19 protein-coding genes are annotated in these 14,908 nt (G+C 50.0%); 12 read left to right on the plus strand and 7 right to left on the minus strand.

Features of this window, described 5'->3' with window-relative positions; all coding sequences use genetic code 11:
• The first annotated feature begins 356 nt into the window (after positions 1-356).
• The 5 genes from LGV68_RS04560 to LGV68_RS04580 all read left to right on the plus strand — a co-directional run bounded on the left by LGV68_RS04560 (position 357) and on the right by LGV68_RS04580 (position 5,448).
• Positions 357-590: a hypothetical protein gene (locus tag LGV68_RS04560; RefSeq protein ID WP_020432526.1), complete on the plus strand. Its 234-nt coding sequence runs from the start codon at positions 357-359 to the stop codon at positions 588-590.
• Between the two features lie 151 nt (positions 591-741).
• The gene (locus LGV68_RS04565) at positions 742-2,175 is read left to right on the plus strand and encodes a TolC family protein (RefSeq protein WP_020327483.1); all 1,434 of its coding nucleotides are present in this window, start codon (positions 742-744) and stop codon (positions 2,173-2,175) included.
• A complete protein-coding gene (locus tag LGV68_RS04570; RefSeq protein ID WP_024374143.1) occupies positions 2,172-3,146 on the plus strand; it encodes a biotin/lipoyl-binding protein in 975 nt (324 codons plus the stop codon). The genes LGV68_RS04565 and LGV68_RS04570 overlap by 4 nt, the downstream gene beginning before the upstream one ends.
• A gap of 3 nt (positions 3,147-3,149) precedes the next feature.
• Positions 3,150-4,313: an ABC transporter permease gene (locus LGV68_RS04575; RefSeq protein WP_222727033.1), complete on the plus strand. Its 1,164-nt coding sequence runs from the start codon at positions 3,150-3,152 to the stop codon at positions 4,311-4,313.
• Positions 4,300-5,448 carry an ABC transporter permease gene (locus tag LGV68_RS04580; protein ID WP_158124870.1) on the plus strand — a complete coding sequence of 383 codons (1,149 nt, stop codon included), beginning with the start codon at positions 4,300-4,302 and terminating at the stop codon, positions 5,446-5,448. The genes LGV68_RS04575 and LGV68_RS04580 overlap by 14 nt, the downstream gene beginning before the upstream one ends.
• Positions 5,449-5,453: 5 nt before the next feature.
• Here the strand turns inward: LGV68_RS04580 and LGV68_RS04585 are convergent, their stop codons facing one another.
• Entirely contained in the window at positions 5,454-5,828 is a 375-nt protein-coding gene (locus tag LGV68_RS04585; protein WP_061056579.1) for an ATP-binding protein, read from the minus strand.
• 141 nt (positions 5,829-5,969) lie between these two features.
• Between LGV68_RS04585 and metA the strand changes: the two genes are divergently transcribed.
• A complete protein-coding gene (gene metA, locus LGV68_RS04590) occupies positions 5,970-6,911 on the plus strand; it encodes a homoserine O-succinyltransferase (RefSeq protein WP_020327487.1) in 942 nt (313 codons plus the stop codon).
• A 178-nt stretch (positions 6,912-7,089) separates the two neighbouring features.
• Entirely contained in the window at positions 7,090-7,809 is a 720-nt protein-coding gene (gene pilW / locus LGV68_RS04595; RefSeq protein ID WP_252536343.1) for a type IV pilus biogenesis/stability protein PilW, read from the plus strand.
• Here the strand turns inward: pilW and LGV68_RS04600 are convergent, their stop codons facing one another.
• From LGV68_RS04600 to LGV68_RS04610, 3 genes are all read right to left on the minus strand, one after another.
• Complete coding sequence (locus LGV68_RS04600) at positions 7,810-8,040, minus strand: hypothetical protein (protein WP_020327489.1); 231 nt, start codon at positions 8,038-8,040, stop codon at positions 7,810-7,812.
• Positions 8,041-8,076: 36 nt separating this feature from the next.
• On the minus strand, positions 8,077-9,078 hold the full coding sequence (gene rlmF / locus LGV68_RS04605) for a 23S rRNA (adenine(1618)-N(6))-methyltransferase RlmF (RefSeq protein ID WP_233952850.1): 1,002 nt from the start codon (positions 9,076-9,078) through the stop codon (positions 8,077-8,079).
• A gap of 88 nt (positions 9,079-9,166) precedes the next feature.
• On the minus strand, positions 9,167-9,682 hold the full coding sequence (locus LGV68_RS04610; RefSeq protein WP_024374147.1) for a M48 family metallopeptidase: 516 nt from the start codon (positions 9,680-9,682) through the stop codon (positions 9,167-9,169).
• A 136-nt stretch (positions 9,683-9,818) separates the two neighbouring features.
• Here LGV68_RS04610 and LGV68_RS04615 point away from each other — a divergent pair, with 136 nt between their 5' ends.
• A complete protein-coding gene (locus LGV68_RS04615) occupies positions 9,819-10,049 on the plus strand; it encodes a glutaredoxin family protein (RefSeq protein ID WP_020432537.1) in 231 nt (76 codons plus the stop codon).
• A gap of 3 nt (positions 10,050-10,052) precedes the next feature.
• Here LGV68_RS04615 and LGV68_RS04620 read toward each other — a convergent pair whose 3' ends face one another.
• Positions 10,053-10,922: a LysR family transcriptional regulator gene (locus tag LGV68_RS04620; protein ID WP_047458826.1), complete on the minus strand. Its 870-nt coding sequence runs from the start codon at positions 10,920-10,922 to the stop codon at positions 10,053-10,055.
• 153 nt (positions 10,923-11,075) lie between these two features.
• Here LGV68_RS04620 and LGV68_RS04625 point away from each other — a divergent pair, with 153 nt between their 5' ends.
• The 4 genes from LGV68_RS04625 (at position 11,076) to LGV68_RS04640 (ending at position 14,065) form a co-directional block, all read left to right on the plus strand.
• Positions 11,076-12,296, plus strand: coding sequence for an MFS transporter (locus LGV68_RS04625; RefSeq protein ID WP_024374149.1), 1,221 nt, complete (start codon positions 11,076-11,078; stop codon positions 12,294-12,296).
• Between the two features lie 46 nt (positions 12,297-12,342).
• On the plus strand, positions 12,343-12,903 hold the full coding sequence (locus LGV68_RS04630; RefSeq protein ID WP_020432541.1) for a DUF1415 domain-containing protein: 561 nt from the start codon (positions 12,343-12,345) through the stop codon (positions 12,901-12,903).
• A 109-nt stretch (positions 12,904-13,012) separates the two neighbouring features.
• Entirely contained in the window at positions 13,013-13,363 is a 351-nt protein-coding gene (locus tag LGV68_RS04635) for a DUF2750 domain-containing protein (protein ID WP_020432542.1), read from the plus strand.
• A gap of 126 nt (positions 13,364-13,489) precedes the next feature.
• Positions 13,490-14,065, plus strand: a complete 576-nt coding sequence (locus LGV68_RS04640) for a nucleoside triphosphate pyrophosphohydrolase family protein (RefSeq protein WP_020432543.1) — start codon at positions 13,490-13,492, stop codon at positions 14,063-14,065.
• Positions 14,066-14,124: 59 nt separating this feature from the next.
• On the opposite strand, the gene LGV68_RS04645 is transcribed toward LGV68_RS04640, so the two are convergent.
• Positions 14,125-14,358, minus strand: a complete 234-nt coding sequence (locus tag LGV68_RS04645; RefSeq protein WP_061057225.1) for a hypothetical protein — start codon at positions 14,356-14,358, stop codon at positions 14,125-14,127.
• A 32-nt stretch (positions 14,359-14,390) separates the two neighbouring features.
• Positions 14,391-14,843 carry a GyrI-like domain-containing protein gene (locus LGV68_RS04650; protein WP_238848268.1) on the minus strand — a complete coding sequence of 151 codons (453 nt, stop codon included), beginning with the start codon at positions 14,841-14,843 and terminating at the stop codon, positions 14,391-14,393.
• Positions 14,844-14,908 lie beyond the last annotated feature (65 nt).

The following is a 14,908-nucleotide window of genomic DNA, read 5'->3' on the forward strand; positions in this document are numbered from 1 at the left end:
ATTTCTCCTTGTTGCGCACAAAGCTAACACTTATTTAACAACAGGGCGAAAAGTGCGGCTGAGAACTGTGAGCCCTGTGATAGTCCCCAACCTATTCATTTCGATAAGGAAATTTAGCGACTAAAAAAACGCCTCAAAGTGAGCAATAAATCATCAACAAACTAAAATTTTTTGCACCCATAAAACGTGGCACAGATCACACCACATTTAGGTTATTTTTAGTTCGTTTGAGTGATTAGCCGATATACTCAATGGGCAGTGAGGACTGAAGCGTTGTAAAAACAATCACAACTTATACATAACTATTCAAATCGTGATTGCGGCTTAACCACTACATTGTCAGAAGGAAACTCACCATGGAAAGAGATGCTTTCGGGATATGCTTGTCTCACGACATGCTGTTCGAGAATCTGCACTCAACATTTACTCATGTGCGTGCTTATGAACTCGAAACCGAAGACGACGATCAACTGCGCGTACTGCTCGCATTTCCTCAAATGTCCGGCAGAGACGTGTTGATCACGATGCAAGGAACCAAAAAGCTTATTTGGCGTGCTGATTTCTTGTGCCCTTCTTATCCCCGCATTTAACATCGCGCTGACTTCGCAAACCGGGTCAGCGCGTTATTACATCTGTTGCACTTTCTTATATACTGCTGATGGCTTTTTAAAATTCTGTCACGTCAGGCAGAAAATCTATAATATAGAGCATTAACTCTAAAACCCTATTCTGAGCTAAAGCATGAAAGTGAAATCCATCAGTATGCTGATGTGTTCGCTGTTGGGGACCTCGTCAGTATTCGCTGCGCCTATCTCTTTCCAGCAAGCCTGGGAAATATTGCAGCAAAACAATAATTCATTAGCTGCTGAACGAGCCAACGTCGAACACTTTGAACACCTGCAAGACTCGACATCGAATCTGAATTTGCCTTCCGTGACGGTTGGTGCCAATTACACTCGTCTTGATCAGGATGTGACTGTATCAGCAAAGCAAATCGTCGACAGCGCCGGTGGGATTCCTGCTTCCCTCGCGGCCTATGCCCCTTTATTCGCTTCTCTGGGCTCGCTGACCTCTACCATTACTGAGCGCGACGTGTTCAGTTCTTCCATTCGCGCCGTGTGGCCCATTTTCACAGGTGGTCGTATTACTGCGGCGCAAGATGCAGCGGAAGGAAAAAAAGAAGAAGCGCAAAGCAAGCTGGCGATGGAAACCCAAGCTCGCTATGAAGATCTCGCCAAATACTATTTCAGTGTTGTCCTCGCCAGAGAAGTACTGCAAACCCGCATCGCCGTAGAGCAAGGTCTGACCAAACATCGCGACAATGCCATTAAACTCGAGCAGCAAGGCCAGATCGCACATGTCGAACGCCTGCAGGCGGATGCCTCGTTGGACAAAGCCACCGTCGAGCGTAAAAAAGCACAAAAGGATCTCGATATCGCGCAGAGCGCACTGACACAAATCCTCAGCCAGAATCAAACCGTTGAACCAAGTGGCGGCCTGTTTATTAATAACAGCCTGCCGCCAATGAGCGCTTTCATTGATCAAACACTGGCTACTTATCCGGGACTGGATATGCTGGCAGCCAAAGAGAAGCAGGCCTCCAGCCTCATCAAAGCGGAAAAAGGCAAATACTATCCTGAGGTCTATCTTTACGGGACCTACAACCTCTACGAAGATGACTCGCTTGCCAGCCAAATCGCGCCAGACTGGATGGTTGGAGTGGGCGTCAACGTGCCGTTGATTGAAAACACAGGCCGCAGCTCGCAAGTGAAGGCCGCCAGCAGCACCGTAACGCAGGTAAAATATCTGCGCGCGCAAGCCAAGCAAGATCTCAGTGTGTTGGTTGAGAAAACCTACAAAGAGGCCGAGCAGGCACTGGAAGAAGTTCAAGGGCTCAATTCAAGCCTGAAATTGGCAGAGGAGAACCTCTCTCTGCGCCAGAAAGCGTTCAGCCAAGGGTTATCGACCTCTCTGGATGTGGTGGATGCCGAACTCTATCTAGCCAGCATTCGTACCCAACAAGCGGCGGCCGGATTTAATTATCTGATTTCGCTCACCAAACTTCTAGCGATCTCCAGCGAAATGACCACCTTCCCGCAATACACCCAGAGTGCGATTCCTCTGGTCACTCAGCATTCCAATAACCAGTTCAACACGCAAAAGGATCCTTCATGAAAGCGGCAAAATCCTCTCTTCTTGCAGTCACTGTCTTAGCAGCCGCGGGCTGGATTGGTTACAGCTTTTATCAGGCCTACCAACCAGAGCCTGTGCGCTTGCAAGGCCAGATTGAATCTCAGCAATACAGCATCTCGTCCAAAGTACCGGGGCGAATCGATCAGGTTTACGTGCGTAAAGGCGATGAAGTGAAAAAAGGTCAGCTGATTTTCACCCTGCACAGCCCGGAAATTGAAGCCAAACTGGAGCAAGCCATCGCAGGTCAGAAAGCTGCTGGCGCGCTGGCACAAGAAGCCGAAAATGGCGCTCGCGAGCAACAGATTCGCGCCGCGAAAGACCAATGGATGAAAGCCAAAGCCGCGGCTGAACTGGCAGAGAAAACCTACCTGCGCGTGAACAACCTATATAAAGATGGCGTGGTTGCCGAACAGAAACGCGATGAGGCCAATACTCAGTGGCAAGCGGCGAAATACACCGAAAGTGCGGCATTCCAGATGTATGAAATGGCCAAAGAAGGCGCTCGCGCAGAAACCAAACAAGCCGCGCAGGAGAAAGCGCGTATGGCCGCAGGTGCCGTAGCGGAAGTAGAAGCTTATGCCGCAGACACCAAGATCGAAAGCTGGTTCGATGGTGAAGTGTCGCAGGTGTTAATGCAAAGCGGCGAACTGGCTCCTCAGGGGTTTCCTGTGGTGACGGTGGTTGATCGCGAAGATTCGTGGGCAGTGCTGAACGTGCGTGAGGATCTGTTGAGCCATTTCCAGAAAGGCACCACGTTTAATGCCTATCTGCCTGCGCTGAACAAGTCGTTGGAGTTTAAAGTGACCCATGTCGCCGTGATGGGTGATTTCGCGACTTGGCGCTCAACTGATGCTGCGCAAGGTTTTGACCTGCGTACCTTTGAAGTAGAAGCTCGCCCGACTGCGCCAGAAACGAATCTGCGCATGGGCATGAGCGTGGTGGTTGAGTTGTAAGTGATGCGCCGCGCTATCCCCTCGCAATGGCAACTGCTGCGTCATGATCACTGGTTACTGGCCTGCCTGACCTGGGTACCCATTCTGCTGGCCGGTTCCATCTGGTGGATCTTTTCTGCGGGTGTGGTTCAGAACCTGCCGATTGGTGTGGTCGATTTGTCACACAGCCAGCTTTCACGTCAGTTAGTCAGAGAGCTGGATGCCACGTCAACGCTGTCAGTCACGCGCCAATATCAGAACGTGGCTCAAGCTAAAGATGACATGGTAACCAGCGACATTTATGCGTATGTGGTGATTCCCTATCAGTTTGATAAAGCCATTTATCGTGGCGAACAGCCGAGAGTCACTACTTTTTACAACAGTCAGTACATTCTGGTTGGTCGTTTAATTAACTCAGCGGTAGTGCAAGCGCAGGGAACACTCAACGCTCAGATCGACGTGGTGAAAACACTCGCTTCCGGTGAACAAACCACACTGAGCGCCATGGGCCGTTCCGTTCCGGTACGCACGCAAATTACAGCGCTGTTTAACAAAAACACCAACTACGCCCAGTTTCTGGTGTCTGCGATTGTGCCGGCATTGTGGCAGATTGTGGTTGTAGTCAGTACCATTTTGATTCTGACTGCCAACTATCGCGAATACGGACTGAAAGCCTGGTTGGATGACAAGCCGCTGTTGAATCTGACTCGTACGTTATTGCCTTACTACCCGATGTTTGTGCTGCAAGGCGCAGCGTTTCTCATCTGGTTTTACTCACTGCTGCAGTGGCCGATGCATGGGAGTTTCGCGGTACTGATTGGCGCACAAATGCTGACAGCCATAGCCTGCATGATCATGGGCACCGCGTTCTACTTCCTCACGCTCGATCCAGCGCGCGCAATGAGTTTTGCCGGTGCGTTCACCGCGCCCAGCTTTGCCTTCATGGGCATCACCTTTCCGACCTCCGATATGGGTTCTCTGGCTCAGGCATGGCGCAGCCTACTGCCCATCAGTCACTATATTGAAGTCCAGGTCAGTCAGGTCAGTTACGGACTGAGCGCAGCAAAATCGCTGTCCCATTTATGGCCAATGGTGGGCTATGTGCTGCCACTGCTGCTGACGTTAGCGTTAATTCGCAAGCATCAAAGCAAAGAGCAAACAGTAAGGAGTACTCATGACCCTGTTTGAACTGTTTAAAGCCGAGCTCAAAGCCCTGCTGACCAATCCGGTGGTCATGCTCACCATGATTGGCGGCGTGGTGTTCTATTCGTTCCTCTATCCACTTCCCTACAGCCATCAAACGCCGCGCGAGCAAAAAATCACGGTGGTCAATCTCGACAAAAGCCAGGCCAGCTATCAGTTGGAGCGAATGGTGGATGCGACACCTCAGGTGCAGGTGGTTCAACGGGACCATTCGATTGAAGACGCGAAACACGCTTTTCTCGACGGCAAAGTCAGCGGAATTCTGGTGATCCCGGAACATTTTTATAAAGACTTGCTGCTGGGTAAAAGCCCGACACTGGCGTATGCCGGTGATGCGTCCTATTTTCTGGTCTACGGCACGATTGTTGAGGGCCTGGCGCAGGCGGGCGGCACACTGTCGGCCAAAGCCAAAATCTCGCGTCTGGTGATCGACGGTGAGCCGATGGCACTGGCTGCCCATCACTATTCAGCCATGCAGTCCAATCTCAAACCGACCTTCAACCCACGTATGGGCTACGTCGATTATGTCGTTCCGGCCGTCTTCGTGCTGATTTTGCAACAAACGCTGGCGATGTCCTCAGGTTTGATGGTGGGAACACAGAAACAGGGCCGGGGCTATTGGAGCCGCGTGTCACCACTGCGTTTGATTCTGGTGCGCAGCGCGATCATCATCGCAATCTATTATCTGCTCAGCATGTACTACTTCGGGGCGAGTTTTACCACCCACGGAGTGAACACCCTCGCCAGTGGCGGACAGCTCCTCACCCTCTTACTGCCCTTCTTGCTCAGTGCCTGTTTTATCGGCATCTGGCTTGGTGCATTAACGCCGCGCCGGGAACTGGTGACACTGGTAGTACTGATCAGCTCAATGCCATTGGTATTTTCGGCTGGCTTTATCTGGCCTGTTGAGGCAATTCCAGCCCCGCTGATTTGGATATCAAAACTGTTTCCGAGTACGCCGGGGATTCAGGGCTTTTTAGCGTTAAACCAGATGGGCGCAGAATGGCGTCAGATAGCGCCTCAATGGACACTGTTGTGGCTACAAACGTTCGCCTGGGGCACGCTGGCTTGGTGGCAGTTTACACGCACCGGTCAAGGTGAGTTGGCACATCGCGATTAATCGCTTCAGTCCTGCCACTTTTGGCGCATACGCTCGATAGTGGCGGAGTCGACACCGTGAACATTCGGGAAATCCCCCCGACAGACTTTGGTAACTAATCTGGCGCGATATTTCCGCGCCAGATTTTTATACGCAGTCATTTCCCAATGACGCACAAACGTGTTCGCCACCACCACGCTATTCCCCTGTGCCAATGCGCGTTCACATTCCCGCTGACACCACTCGTGCGCCTTGGAAATCAATTCCGGGCGGTAATGATATTCGCCCTGTGCGTTCTCAAAAAACATGTCCGCTTCCAGATGCACTCCGGGCAAGGTTTTCGCAAGGGTGGATTTGCCGGAGCCTGGCAGGCCGCGAATCAGGGTCAGAGTGAGTGGCATAGTGGGTTTGGAGTAGGAAAATCGTGGCTTTCATACTAACTTAAATTCGAGCCAGCTGCATTTTGCTATCGACAACTTTAGGGAGTTGGGTTATAAGTCTAGATGTATAGACGTCCAAACGTAACGCTTAGGGAGAAAGCTGTGCCAATTAAGATCCCCGATCAATTGCCTGCAACTGATGTTCTACGCAATGAAAATATCTTCGTGATGCCAGAATCGCGTGCCTCTACGCAAGAAATTCGTCCGCTTAAAGTTTTGATTTTGAACCTGATGCCGAAAAAGATTGAGACAGAGACGCAGTTCCTGCGCCTGTTGTCCAACTCGCCACTTCAGGTGGACATTGAATTGTTGCGCATTGATGATCGCCCAAGCAAAAACACTCCAGAAGAGCACCTGAATGAGTTCTACCGTCAGTTTGAAATCGTTAGCCACCGTAACTTCGATGGCCTGATCATTACTGGCGCGCCTTTAGGTTTGGTGCAATTTGAGGATGTGGTGTATTGGGATCACCTACAACGGATCATGAAATGGGCCAAACAGCATGTCACCTCCACACTGTATGTGTGCTGGGCGGCGCAAGCTGGCCTGAAACTGTTGTACAACCTGCCGAAACGCACCCGTGACGAAAAGCTCTCCGGCGTGTATCACCATGAAACCCTGCAGCCTTATCATCCGCTGACCCGAGGTTTTGATGATACGTTCCTTGCGCCTCATTCACGCTACGCGGATTTTGAGCCGGGTTTTTTAGAAACTCACACCGATCTGGATATTCTGGCCACCTCGGATGTGGCGGGGGTATATCTGGCCTCGACCAAAGACAAACGCAATGTGTTCGTCACTGGTCATCCAGAATACGATTCCCTGACTCTGCACCATGAGTATATTCGCGACTTGGGTGAAGGTCTGGAACCGGCAATTCCGGTCAACTACTACCTGAATGACGATCCGGACAACAAGCCGCGCGCCAGCTGGCGTAGCCATGGTCATCTGTTGTTTGCGAACTGGCTCAACTACTGCGTGTACCAACAAACGCCGTACGATCTGGAGCACTTCAGCGAAGACAAATTCACCAAAGACGATTAAATCTATCTCTCAGGCCGCTTCAGCGGCCTTTTCTTTATCCGCACATTACGTTTTTACTCGCCTCGCATCCTTTGCGATTGACTCTCGTATGTTTGCCAACTGACTCGCAATGTTATTGCCGCTACCTAGGTTAACTTGCTGATGTGCTTATGATTGTGCATTGAAAAGGAGTGAGCGAATGAAACATGTATGGATACTGGCGTGCGTATTGAGTTTAACTGGCTGTATTACGGTGAAGGAGTCAGACAACAGCGATCTGAAAAGCGATCCGGTTGAGATGGCCGAATCACGTATCGCACTCGGGCTGGGTTACTTAGAAAACGGCAGCATGATCAAAGCGCGTGAAAATCTAGAAAAAGCGATGCAGCACGCGCCGCACTATTACCGCTCACAACTGTCGATGGCGCATTACTTTGAAACCGTTGGCGAAACCGACTCAGCCCGAGACACCTACCGCGCGGCACTGCGCAATCATCCCAAAAACGGCAATGTGCTCAACAATTACGGCACCTTTCTATGCAAACACGGCGAATATCAGCAGGCCGATAAGTACTTCAACCGCGCTGTCGAACAGCCTTACTACTACCTGATTTCCGCCAGCTATGAGAACGCCGCGTTTTGTTCACTCAAATCCGGCGACCAAGAAAAAGCCGCCTACTACTTCAAACGTGCTGTCGACCACGATCCGACACGGGTTCGGTCTTTACTGCAACTGGCGAAGCTGGAAATAGAACGGGGAGATTACACGGAAGCGAGAATCAAACTGCTGGCCTTTCATCAGCGTTACGGTTACCAAAAGGCGTCGTTACAACTCTTGATTGAACTGGAAGAAAAGGCGGGCAATAAAGCACTGGAGAAAAAGTATCAGCAAGCGCTGGATGCTCTTTCTCCGTCTTGATTAGCGCCGCTTGCCAATGTTGGTTGGGCGGCCATCTTTACCGCCTTTGCGATCGCGATAGTGAGTGCGGCGCAAACGGCGAACTTTAGTAGAGCGTTGAATTTTTTGGTATTCACGATACAAGATACGAATAAACAGCACGAGACCAATCAACAAAATGACCGAGAACACGGAAAGGAACGGTACACATAACCAATCAGGCTGACAGGGGGTATAGATTTCAAAGTCCATGACCAACCTCCTCTGCTGTTTATCCTGTTATTTACCTTAGCATTTTCTGCTCAACCACAGCTTGCGCTGCTCAGCATTTTGAAAACTCCATGCCACAAAGCGACTCACTTTCTGTCCTTGCTGCATCTCTACTACCTTTATCGACTGCACGCCAACTTTCTCCAGTTGTTTTTTCAACCAACGGACGTTGTCGCTCTTAGAAATCAGTGTCGTGAACCACAGCACTTGTTCTGCGAACTTCTGACTTTCCAACGCCATGTCTTTCACAAACGCCGCTTCGCCCCCCGGGCACCACAGTTCAGCTTTCTGCCCACCGAAGTTCAGTGTCGGAGACACAGGCGCCGTTTTGGCCTGCTGAGTCTGAGCGACCCCTTTCTTACGCTGGTTGTCGCGCAGATTGCGGATTTTACGCTCAGTGCCCTGCTGAGCCTCAGCCAGAGAAGCATGAAACGGAGGATTGCAGGTGGTGACATCATAACGCTCATCTTTGCCAATGATGCCACTGAACATCGCTTTGCTGTTTTTCTGCAATCGGCATTCAATGCGCCCTTTCAGCACTGGGTTGCCTTGCGCAATCAAATTTGCCTGTTTGACCGACGCCGGATCCACATCGCTGCCCGTGTAATTCCAGCCATATTCCGTTACACCAACTATCGGGTAAATGCAGTTCGCACCCACGCCAATATCCAACGCTTTCACCCTATTTTGCTTAAGTGCGGGGCACTCTTCAGTGAGCAAATCCGCTACACGGTGAATGTAATCCGCGCGCCCCGGAATTGGCGGGCAAAGATAGCCGGCAGGGATATCCCAGAACGTGACACCGTAATGATGAGCCAGCAATGCTTTGTTGAGCAGCTTCACCGCCACTGGGTCAGAAAACGGAATACTCCATTCCCCTTTCGGATTCTTAATCAGAAAACGTTCAAGCTCTGGCAGAGTTTTGCACAGCGCAGGGAAATCGTAATTGCCTTTGTGCTGGTTACGCGGATGCAAGCCCGCTTTACCTTTTAGAGGAGCCTGAGTATTTTTATTCGTCATCGGCTTGCCCGCCAGCTTGCTACTTGATTGAACTTTAGCCATCGGCTTAGCGCTGCGCTCCGATTTGCGCGTGAACGGACGTGTTGGTTTAGACATCGATTTTCTTTCCCGCCTTCAGTTCAAGCACCATCATATATAACCGTGCATCCAGTTCTAGCTGATGATAGTCCGGCTCCATATGACAGCACAGTTGATAGAAGGCTTTGTTGTGTTCTTTTTCGCGTAGATGCGCCAGTTCGTGCACCACCAGCATACGCAGCAAGGGTTCCGGTGCGTTTTTGAATGCGCTGGCAATACGGATTTCGTTCTTGGCTTTAATTTTGTTGCCGTGCACTCGGGACACATAAGTGTGTAATCCGAGCGCATTGTTAATGAGGTGAATCTTGCCGTCATACACCACTTTGCTCAGCGGCGTGGTCTTTTTCATGTACTGATTTTTGATATCCATCGTGTAGTTAAACAGCGCTTTTTCACTCTGAATATCGTGACGCTGCGGATAACGCTGCTCAAACCAAGACACCAACTTTCCAGATTCAACCATTCGCTGAACCGGTTCGAGAATGTGGGCAGGGTAACCCTGAATGTATTTCAGCACAGGATGCATAACGGGAACGCTTTAACAGTCCAAAAATTTAGGGTCGCAAAGTGTAACCGAAACCCGGCTGTGAATCATCCCGCCAATTTGCATCAACTGGCGTTCGCCGTTAAACTCTGCGCCTTTCCACTTTGCGAGCACCACCATGAAACGAGTTGTCCTTTACATTAAAGATAAATGCCCACACTGCAAAGATGCCCAGCGCTATCTCGATTCTAAAGGGGTGAAGTACCGTCTGTGTAACGCCAAAATGGAACGCGGCCGCAAAGAACTCGATGCGATGGGTGTGCGCAGTGTACCGGTGCTGAAAATCGGTGACCGCGTGATGATTGGCTGGAATCCGACCAACTTCGATCGTATTTACAACAGCAAATAAACCCTAAACATACTGCTTCACGAACTCGATAAAAGTTCGGTCGGCATTAGACAAGTAGCCATCTTTACGCCAGGCCAGCGCTAAATCGAGCCAGACTGGCGGGTGAAACGGAATCGCTTTCACCTCCGGTTCGTTATCCGTGACCAATTCCAGCAGCGCCGTGATCGCGTATTCATGTTTAACGATACTCAAAATCATTGGCAACAAATTGGTTTCAAAAGAAAAATTGGCGCTGAGTTTGTGTTCTTTACACACCTTATCGATAAATTCGCGGTGAAAGTAACCGGGCTTGAACATCACCAGTTCATGTTCAAAAAACTCTTTAAACTCTATCTGCTTACGCTGCGCCAGTTCGTGCTCTTTGCCCACCACGGCCACCATTTGTGACGACAACAACGGATCGACCTCCAGATCGGGTGGTAGATCGTGATTGAGAATTACGCCGATATCCAGCTCACCCGACAACAACATTTTCCGAATCGATTGAGTACCCGCTTCAATCACAGTCATTTTAAGATTGGGAAAATGACTCTTAAACGCCATCACGATTTCCGGGAAAAAATACGATCCCATCATGCTCGGCGCGCCAAGACGCACTTCCCCTTTTACCAGCCCTTTGAGTTCATCCATCGCCAGTTGTGCATCTTCAATTTGCTGCAGAATGCGCGTGGCATGTTCCAGCAACACCGAACCCTCATGAGTGAGCGTCACTTTGCGTTCATCGCGTTTAAACAATACCACCCCGAGTTGTTGCTCAAACTTCTTAATCGAGATACTCAACGCAGGCTGCGCAATGTGCAGTTCCTGTGCGGCTTGGGTAAAGCTTTCATTACGCGCTACCGTAGCAAAATGTTTGAGATGACGGGTTTCCATAAGGCTCCAAGCTGTGGTGATAACCAAAACATTTGAGTCTGGCTTCTCCATATACAAAATATATGACAACAATAATTTTAATATATTTTATTAATTCGCATTGCACTGATACTTTGATCACATCGTCGTATGAGCCTAGTTTGAGTTGTCGCCATGATTGAATTGAGCAGCCCCCAGTATCGAAAAGTAACCTTCGCCCTCGCCTTTGGGTCATTTTTGGTTTTCTGTAACCTTTACCTGTTTCAACCGATGCTGCCTTATATGGCCAAACATTTCGCTGTTTCTGAAACGCAGATCAACTGGCTGTTCGCAGCGTCTACTTTAGCTCTTTCTGTCAGTTTAGTGCCCTGGGCAATCAGCTCTGAGGCCATTGGTCGCCGCCGTGTGATGCTGCTTGGCCTGTTTGCGATGCCAATGATCGGAGCCGTGATGCTAATCAGCAGCGACTTCTGGGTTTTAGTTTTGGCGCGCGCACTAATGGGCGTGGCGCTGGCGGCGTTTGCGTCTGTTGCGGTTGCGTACATGGTCGAAGAGCTGTCACCACAAGCGTTCAGCAAAGCCATTGGCGGCTATATCGCTGCGAACTCATTGGGCGGCATCAGCGGACGTATTTTTGGTGGCCTGCTTACCGACGCACTGGGCTGGCAACAAGCGGTGATCGCAATGGCTGGCTTCACCTTTATCGGCGCGCTGATTGTACTAGCCTGCCTACCCGTTCAAGTGAACTTCAAACCACAGCGCGGCATGTTTTTCCATCACAATCGCGCACTGGTCAAACACCTTTCCAACCGCACTATTTGGCTGGCGATGCTGATTGGCGGCACCAATTTTGCGCTGTTTGTTAACCTTTATTCGGTCATGGGTTTTCGCTTGGTAGCCGAACCTTACTCAATGCCAATTGGTCTGGCTTCTCTGATTTTCCTCTGCTATCTGGCGGGTACGCTGAGTTCAAAACTCACCGCCAACTGGACCAAACGTTACCCGCCAATCACAGGTATGGTGGTGGGCGCCGCGCTGAGTATGTCCGGTATGTTGATTGCGCTGGTCGAATCGATTCCATTCATGATGCTGGGCCTCATGCTGATTAGCTTTGGTGCATTTTTCACCCATACATTGGCTTACGCCTGGGTCAGCCAGAAGGCGACCGAAGCCAAAGCGACCGCAACCGCGCTCTACTTGGTGCACTATTATGTGGGCGGCAGTCTGGGCGGGTTCTATCTGCTGTATTGCTGGCAACATGGCGGCTGGGAGATGGTGACCGCTGGCGGCATGGTGTTGTATGCCGTGTTGTTTACCCTGTGTTGGCGTCTGAGCCTGCGTCACAAAAGCAATGCAGCGACCAGCGCAACCACAGTGTTGAAATCTTCTCACTAAGTTGTGTTATTCTTGCCGCGAAATTTAAAACAACGACGACAAGAATATGAGCTCAACTACCGATAATCAGGCCGTCGCCGCCAGCGTAAACCAATGGTTAGACGATGTGGTGATTGGCCTGAACCTGTGCCCGTTTGCGGCCAAACCTCAGCGCAACCAACAAATTAAGATTTGTGTCAGCAACGCAACCCGCGAAGAGGATCTGCTGCAGGACATTCTTGATCAACTGTTGGAACTGGACACCAAAGAACCGCAAGAGCTGGAAACCACTCTGGTCGTCGTGCCAGATATGCTGCAAGATTTCACCGACTACAACTTCTTTATCGACTGGGTCGAAGCTCTGATTCGCCAGCAAGATTGGGAAGGCGTTTTTCAGGTCGCCACATTCCATCCGAATTACTACTTTGCCGGTACTGAGCCGGAAGATGCGGAGAACCTCACCAACCGCGCACCGTATCCGATCTTTCATCTGATCCGCGAAGAGAGTATGGAAAAAGTACTCAAACATTATCCGAATCCGGAAGCCATTCCCGATACCAATATTGAACGTGTATCGAACCTCACCGAAGCAGAACGTAAGGCCTTGTTCCCTTATCTGTTCCGCTAGTGAAATGAACGGATTCGACGGTAGAAAAGTGGGACATCCACCAAATCTTAATGGGATTTAACCGTTGAAAATGCTACTCTTACGCCATCATTCTTAGTGAGAGAATAAAATGAGCAAATTAACGACAGATATTCAAGCCAACCTTGAATTGTTCATCAAAGAATCCCAAGAGAACAACCTTGTTTGGGGTCTGCGTAATGAAGAAGGCTGGTTGTCTTGTGAATCGACCGAGTTTGAAGACAGCGAAGTGATGCCCTTCTGGTCATCAAAAGAAGACGCGCAACTTCATAACGTCGAAGAGTGGGCCGATTTCGAAGTACTGGAAATCCCGCTGGATATCTTCGTTGAAGATTGGCTGATCACTCTGGGCGAAGATGGCGTGCTGGTTGGTACCAACTGGAACGCGAATCTGGATGGCAAAGAAGTTGAGCCTTCAGAACTCGCCAAGATGTATCTGTAATCTCTTCTGTTAAGGCGCTCACTGCAGCGCCTTAATTATTTCTGAACAACACGTTTTCTCTACATAGCCGCTAATGGCAAGCTCTGCTACCATTGGCGCTTTATTTCAAGCAATCGGACTGAAAGCATGCATTTATCTAAGCTGACGCAAGACATTTACGATCACCTTTACCGCGACATCACTGAGTTTCGTAGCACGTTTGACCTGCCAGTCGCCACTCCAGCCAGCCTGGATGACAAAGCAGATACGCTGCACACCTCTCTGGCGATTGAAGAACTGACCGAACTTGCCGAAGCGGACAACAAAACTGAGCAAGCGGATGCGATCGTCGATAGCGTTTATGTACTGATGGGACGTCTGGTGCACCTGGGTGACGCAAAAGTCAGCGATAATCTGGCGATCAGCTACCTGATTGACCTGCTGCTGAACGTTGCTGCGAACCGTGGTATCGACTTCCTTCCTTGCTGGGACGAAGTTCACAGCTCAAACATGAGTAAAGTGTGCCGCAACGAACAAGAATACTCAGAAACTGAAGCTTTCTACGCAGAACAAGGCATCCAACTGATGGCCGTGCAGAAAGGCGATTACATCATCGCAAAATGTGCGCAGGATTTTGTCTCTGAAGGTAAAACCATTCGTCAGGGCAAAGTACTGAAATCGGTTTACTACCGCCCTGCTGATCTGGCGAAGCTGACTCAATAAGCTCAGCATGCGAATAAAAAAAGCCAGAGTACTCTCTGGCTTTTTTTGATCAGGTGGAACTAGTCTTCGATCGTTTTATGACCGCAGTTTTCACAGATAAGGTGGCGAGAAAATTCGTCCATTGACGCAACAAAGCTTCCGAGCGCCCAACCTTTAACGGCACCCGCAATAAACTCTTTCCATTTTCTATGGGGATCATCCTGATAAGGACTCGGCTTCCTCACCAGAATCACGATGTGATGCGTTTCCACGCCACACGGATGACACAAGTGAACTTCCGTCTGTCTCAACATCATCTGCTGTCCTTTACTCCACCTACCAGCCATTAAGCTTCCCGCAAAGCAATATACACGCTCACGGTATTCGCATTTTCATAATGCTCAAAATCGGTAGTGTATGCACGAGTGTGTTCGCACTCTTCGGCACTGAAATAACGCCATACTGACTGCCACACTTCAATTACCGCGGCAGGGAAATCACCTTGGGCAGTAAATTTCAGATAACTTCCCGGTTCGATAGTGACAGACTGCAGGGGGGCTTTTGCTTCTGCTACCTGATCTGATCCCATCAGCACATCGAACTCGCCGTTAACGTCCGATGCATAGTTGAAGTACACACTGTATGCACGGGCGCCAGCCGCATAGTCAATATGGACATTGGCGTCGACGTACGCGACATGAGCGGGTATTTTCGCCCGTTGAGGATTCATTTCATCCGCATTACACGTTCGCAGCGTCAGTCCCCGAATCTCTTTTTGTGCCACCTTAACCTGTTCCAAACCCTGCTCCTGATTTTGAATGTTGTTGTCCTGCGCGATAACTCCGTTTACCTGCTTGGGTGAAC

This window comes from Vibrio sp. LQ2 (genome assembly GCF_023920125.1).
Lineage (GTDB): Bacteria > Pseudomonadota > Gammaproteobacteria > Enterobacterales > Vibrionaceae > Vibrio > Vibrio fluvialis.

Excerpts from the sequence above, each read along its gene's own strand:
- LGV68_RS04560 (WP_020432526.1), top strand. The coding sequence starts at position 357 with ATGGAAAGAGATGCTTTCGGGATATGCTTGTCTCACGACATGCTGTTC.
- LGV68_RS04565 (WP_020327483.1), top strand. The coding sequence starts at position 742 with ATGAAAGTGAAATCCATCAGTATGCTGATGTGTTCGCTGTTGGGGACC.
- LGV68_RS04570 (WP_024374143.1), top strand. The coding sequence starts at position 2,172 with ATGAAAGCGGCAAAATCCTCTCTTCTTGCAGTCACTGTCTTAGCAGCC.
- LGV68_RS04575 (WP_222727033.1), top strand. The coding sequence starts at position 3,150 with ATGCGCCGCGCTATCCCCTCGCAATGGCAACTGCTGCGTCATGATCAC.
- LGV68_RS04580 (WP_158124870.1), top strand. The coding sequence starts at position 4,300 with ATGACCCTGTTTGAACTGTTTAAAGCCGAGCTCAAAGCCCTGCTGACC.
- LGV68_RS04585 (WP_061056579.1), bottom strand. The coding sequence starts at position 5,828 with ATGCCACTCACTCTGACCCTGATTCGCGGCCTGCCAGGCTCCGGCAAA.
- pilW (WP_252536343.1), top strand. The coding sequence starts at position 7,090 with ATGAAACATGTATGGATACTGGCGTGCGTATTGAGTTTAACTGGCTGT.
- LGV68_RS04600 (WP_020327489.1), bottom strand. The coding sequence starts at position 8,040 with ATGGACTTTGAAATCTATACCCCCTGTCAGCCTGATTGGTTATGTGTA.
- rlmF (WP_233952850.1), bottom strand. The coding sequence starts at position 9,078 with ATGACGAATAAAAATACTCAGGCTCCTCTAAAAGGTAAAGCGGGCTTG.
- LGV68_RS04610 (WP_024374147.1), bottom strand. The coding sequence starts at position 9,682 with ATGCATCCTGTGCTGAAATACATTCAGGGTTACCCTGCCCACATTCTC.
- LGV68_RS04615 (WP_020432537.1), top strand. The coding sequence starts at position 9,819 with ATGAAACGAGTTGTCCTTTACATTAAAGATAAATGCCCACACTGCAAA.
- LGV68_RS04620 (WP_047458826.1), bottom strand. The coding sequence starts at position 10,922 with ATGGAAACCCGTCATCTCAAACATTTTGCTACGGTAGCGCGTAATGAA.
- LGV68_RS04625 (WP_024374149.1), top strand. The coding sequence starts at position 11,076 with ATGATTGAATTGAGCAGCCCCCAGTATCGAAAAGTAACCTTCGCCCTC.
- LGV68_RS04630 (WP_020432541.1), top strand. The coding sequence starts at position 12,343 with ATGAGCTCAACTACCGATAATCAGGCCGTCGCCGCCAGCGTAAACCAA.
- LGV68_RS04635 (WP_020432542.1), top strand. The coding sequence starts at position 13,013 with ATGAGCAAATTAACGACAGATATTCAAGCCAACCTTGAATTGTTCATC.
- LGV68_RS04640 (WP_020432543.1), top strand. The coding sequence starts at position 13,490 with ATGCATTTATCTAAGCTGACGCAAGACATTTACGATCACCTTTACCGC.
- LGV68_RS04645 (WP_061057225.1), bottom strand. The coding sequence starts at position 14,358 with ATGTTGAGACAGACGGAAGTTCACTTGTGTCATCCGTGTGGCGTGGAA.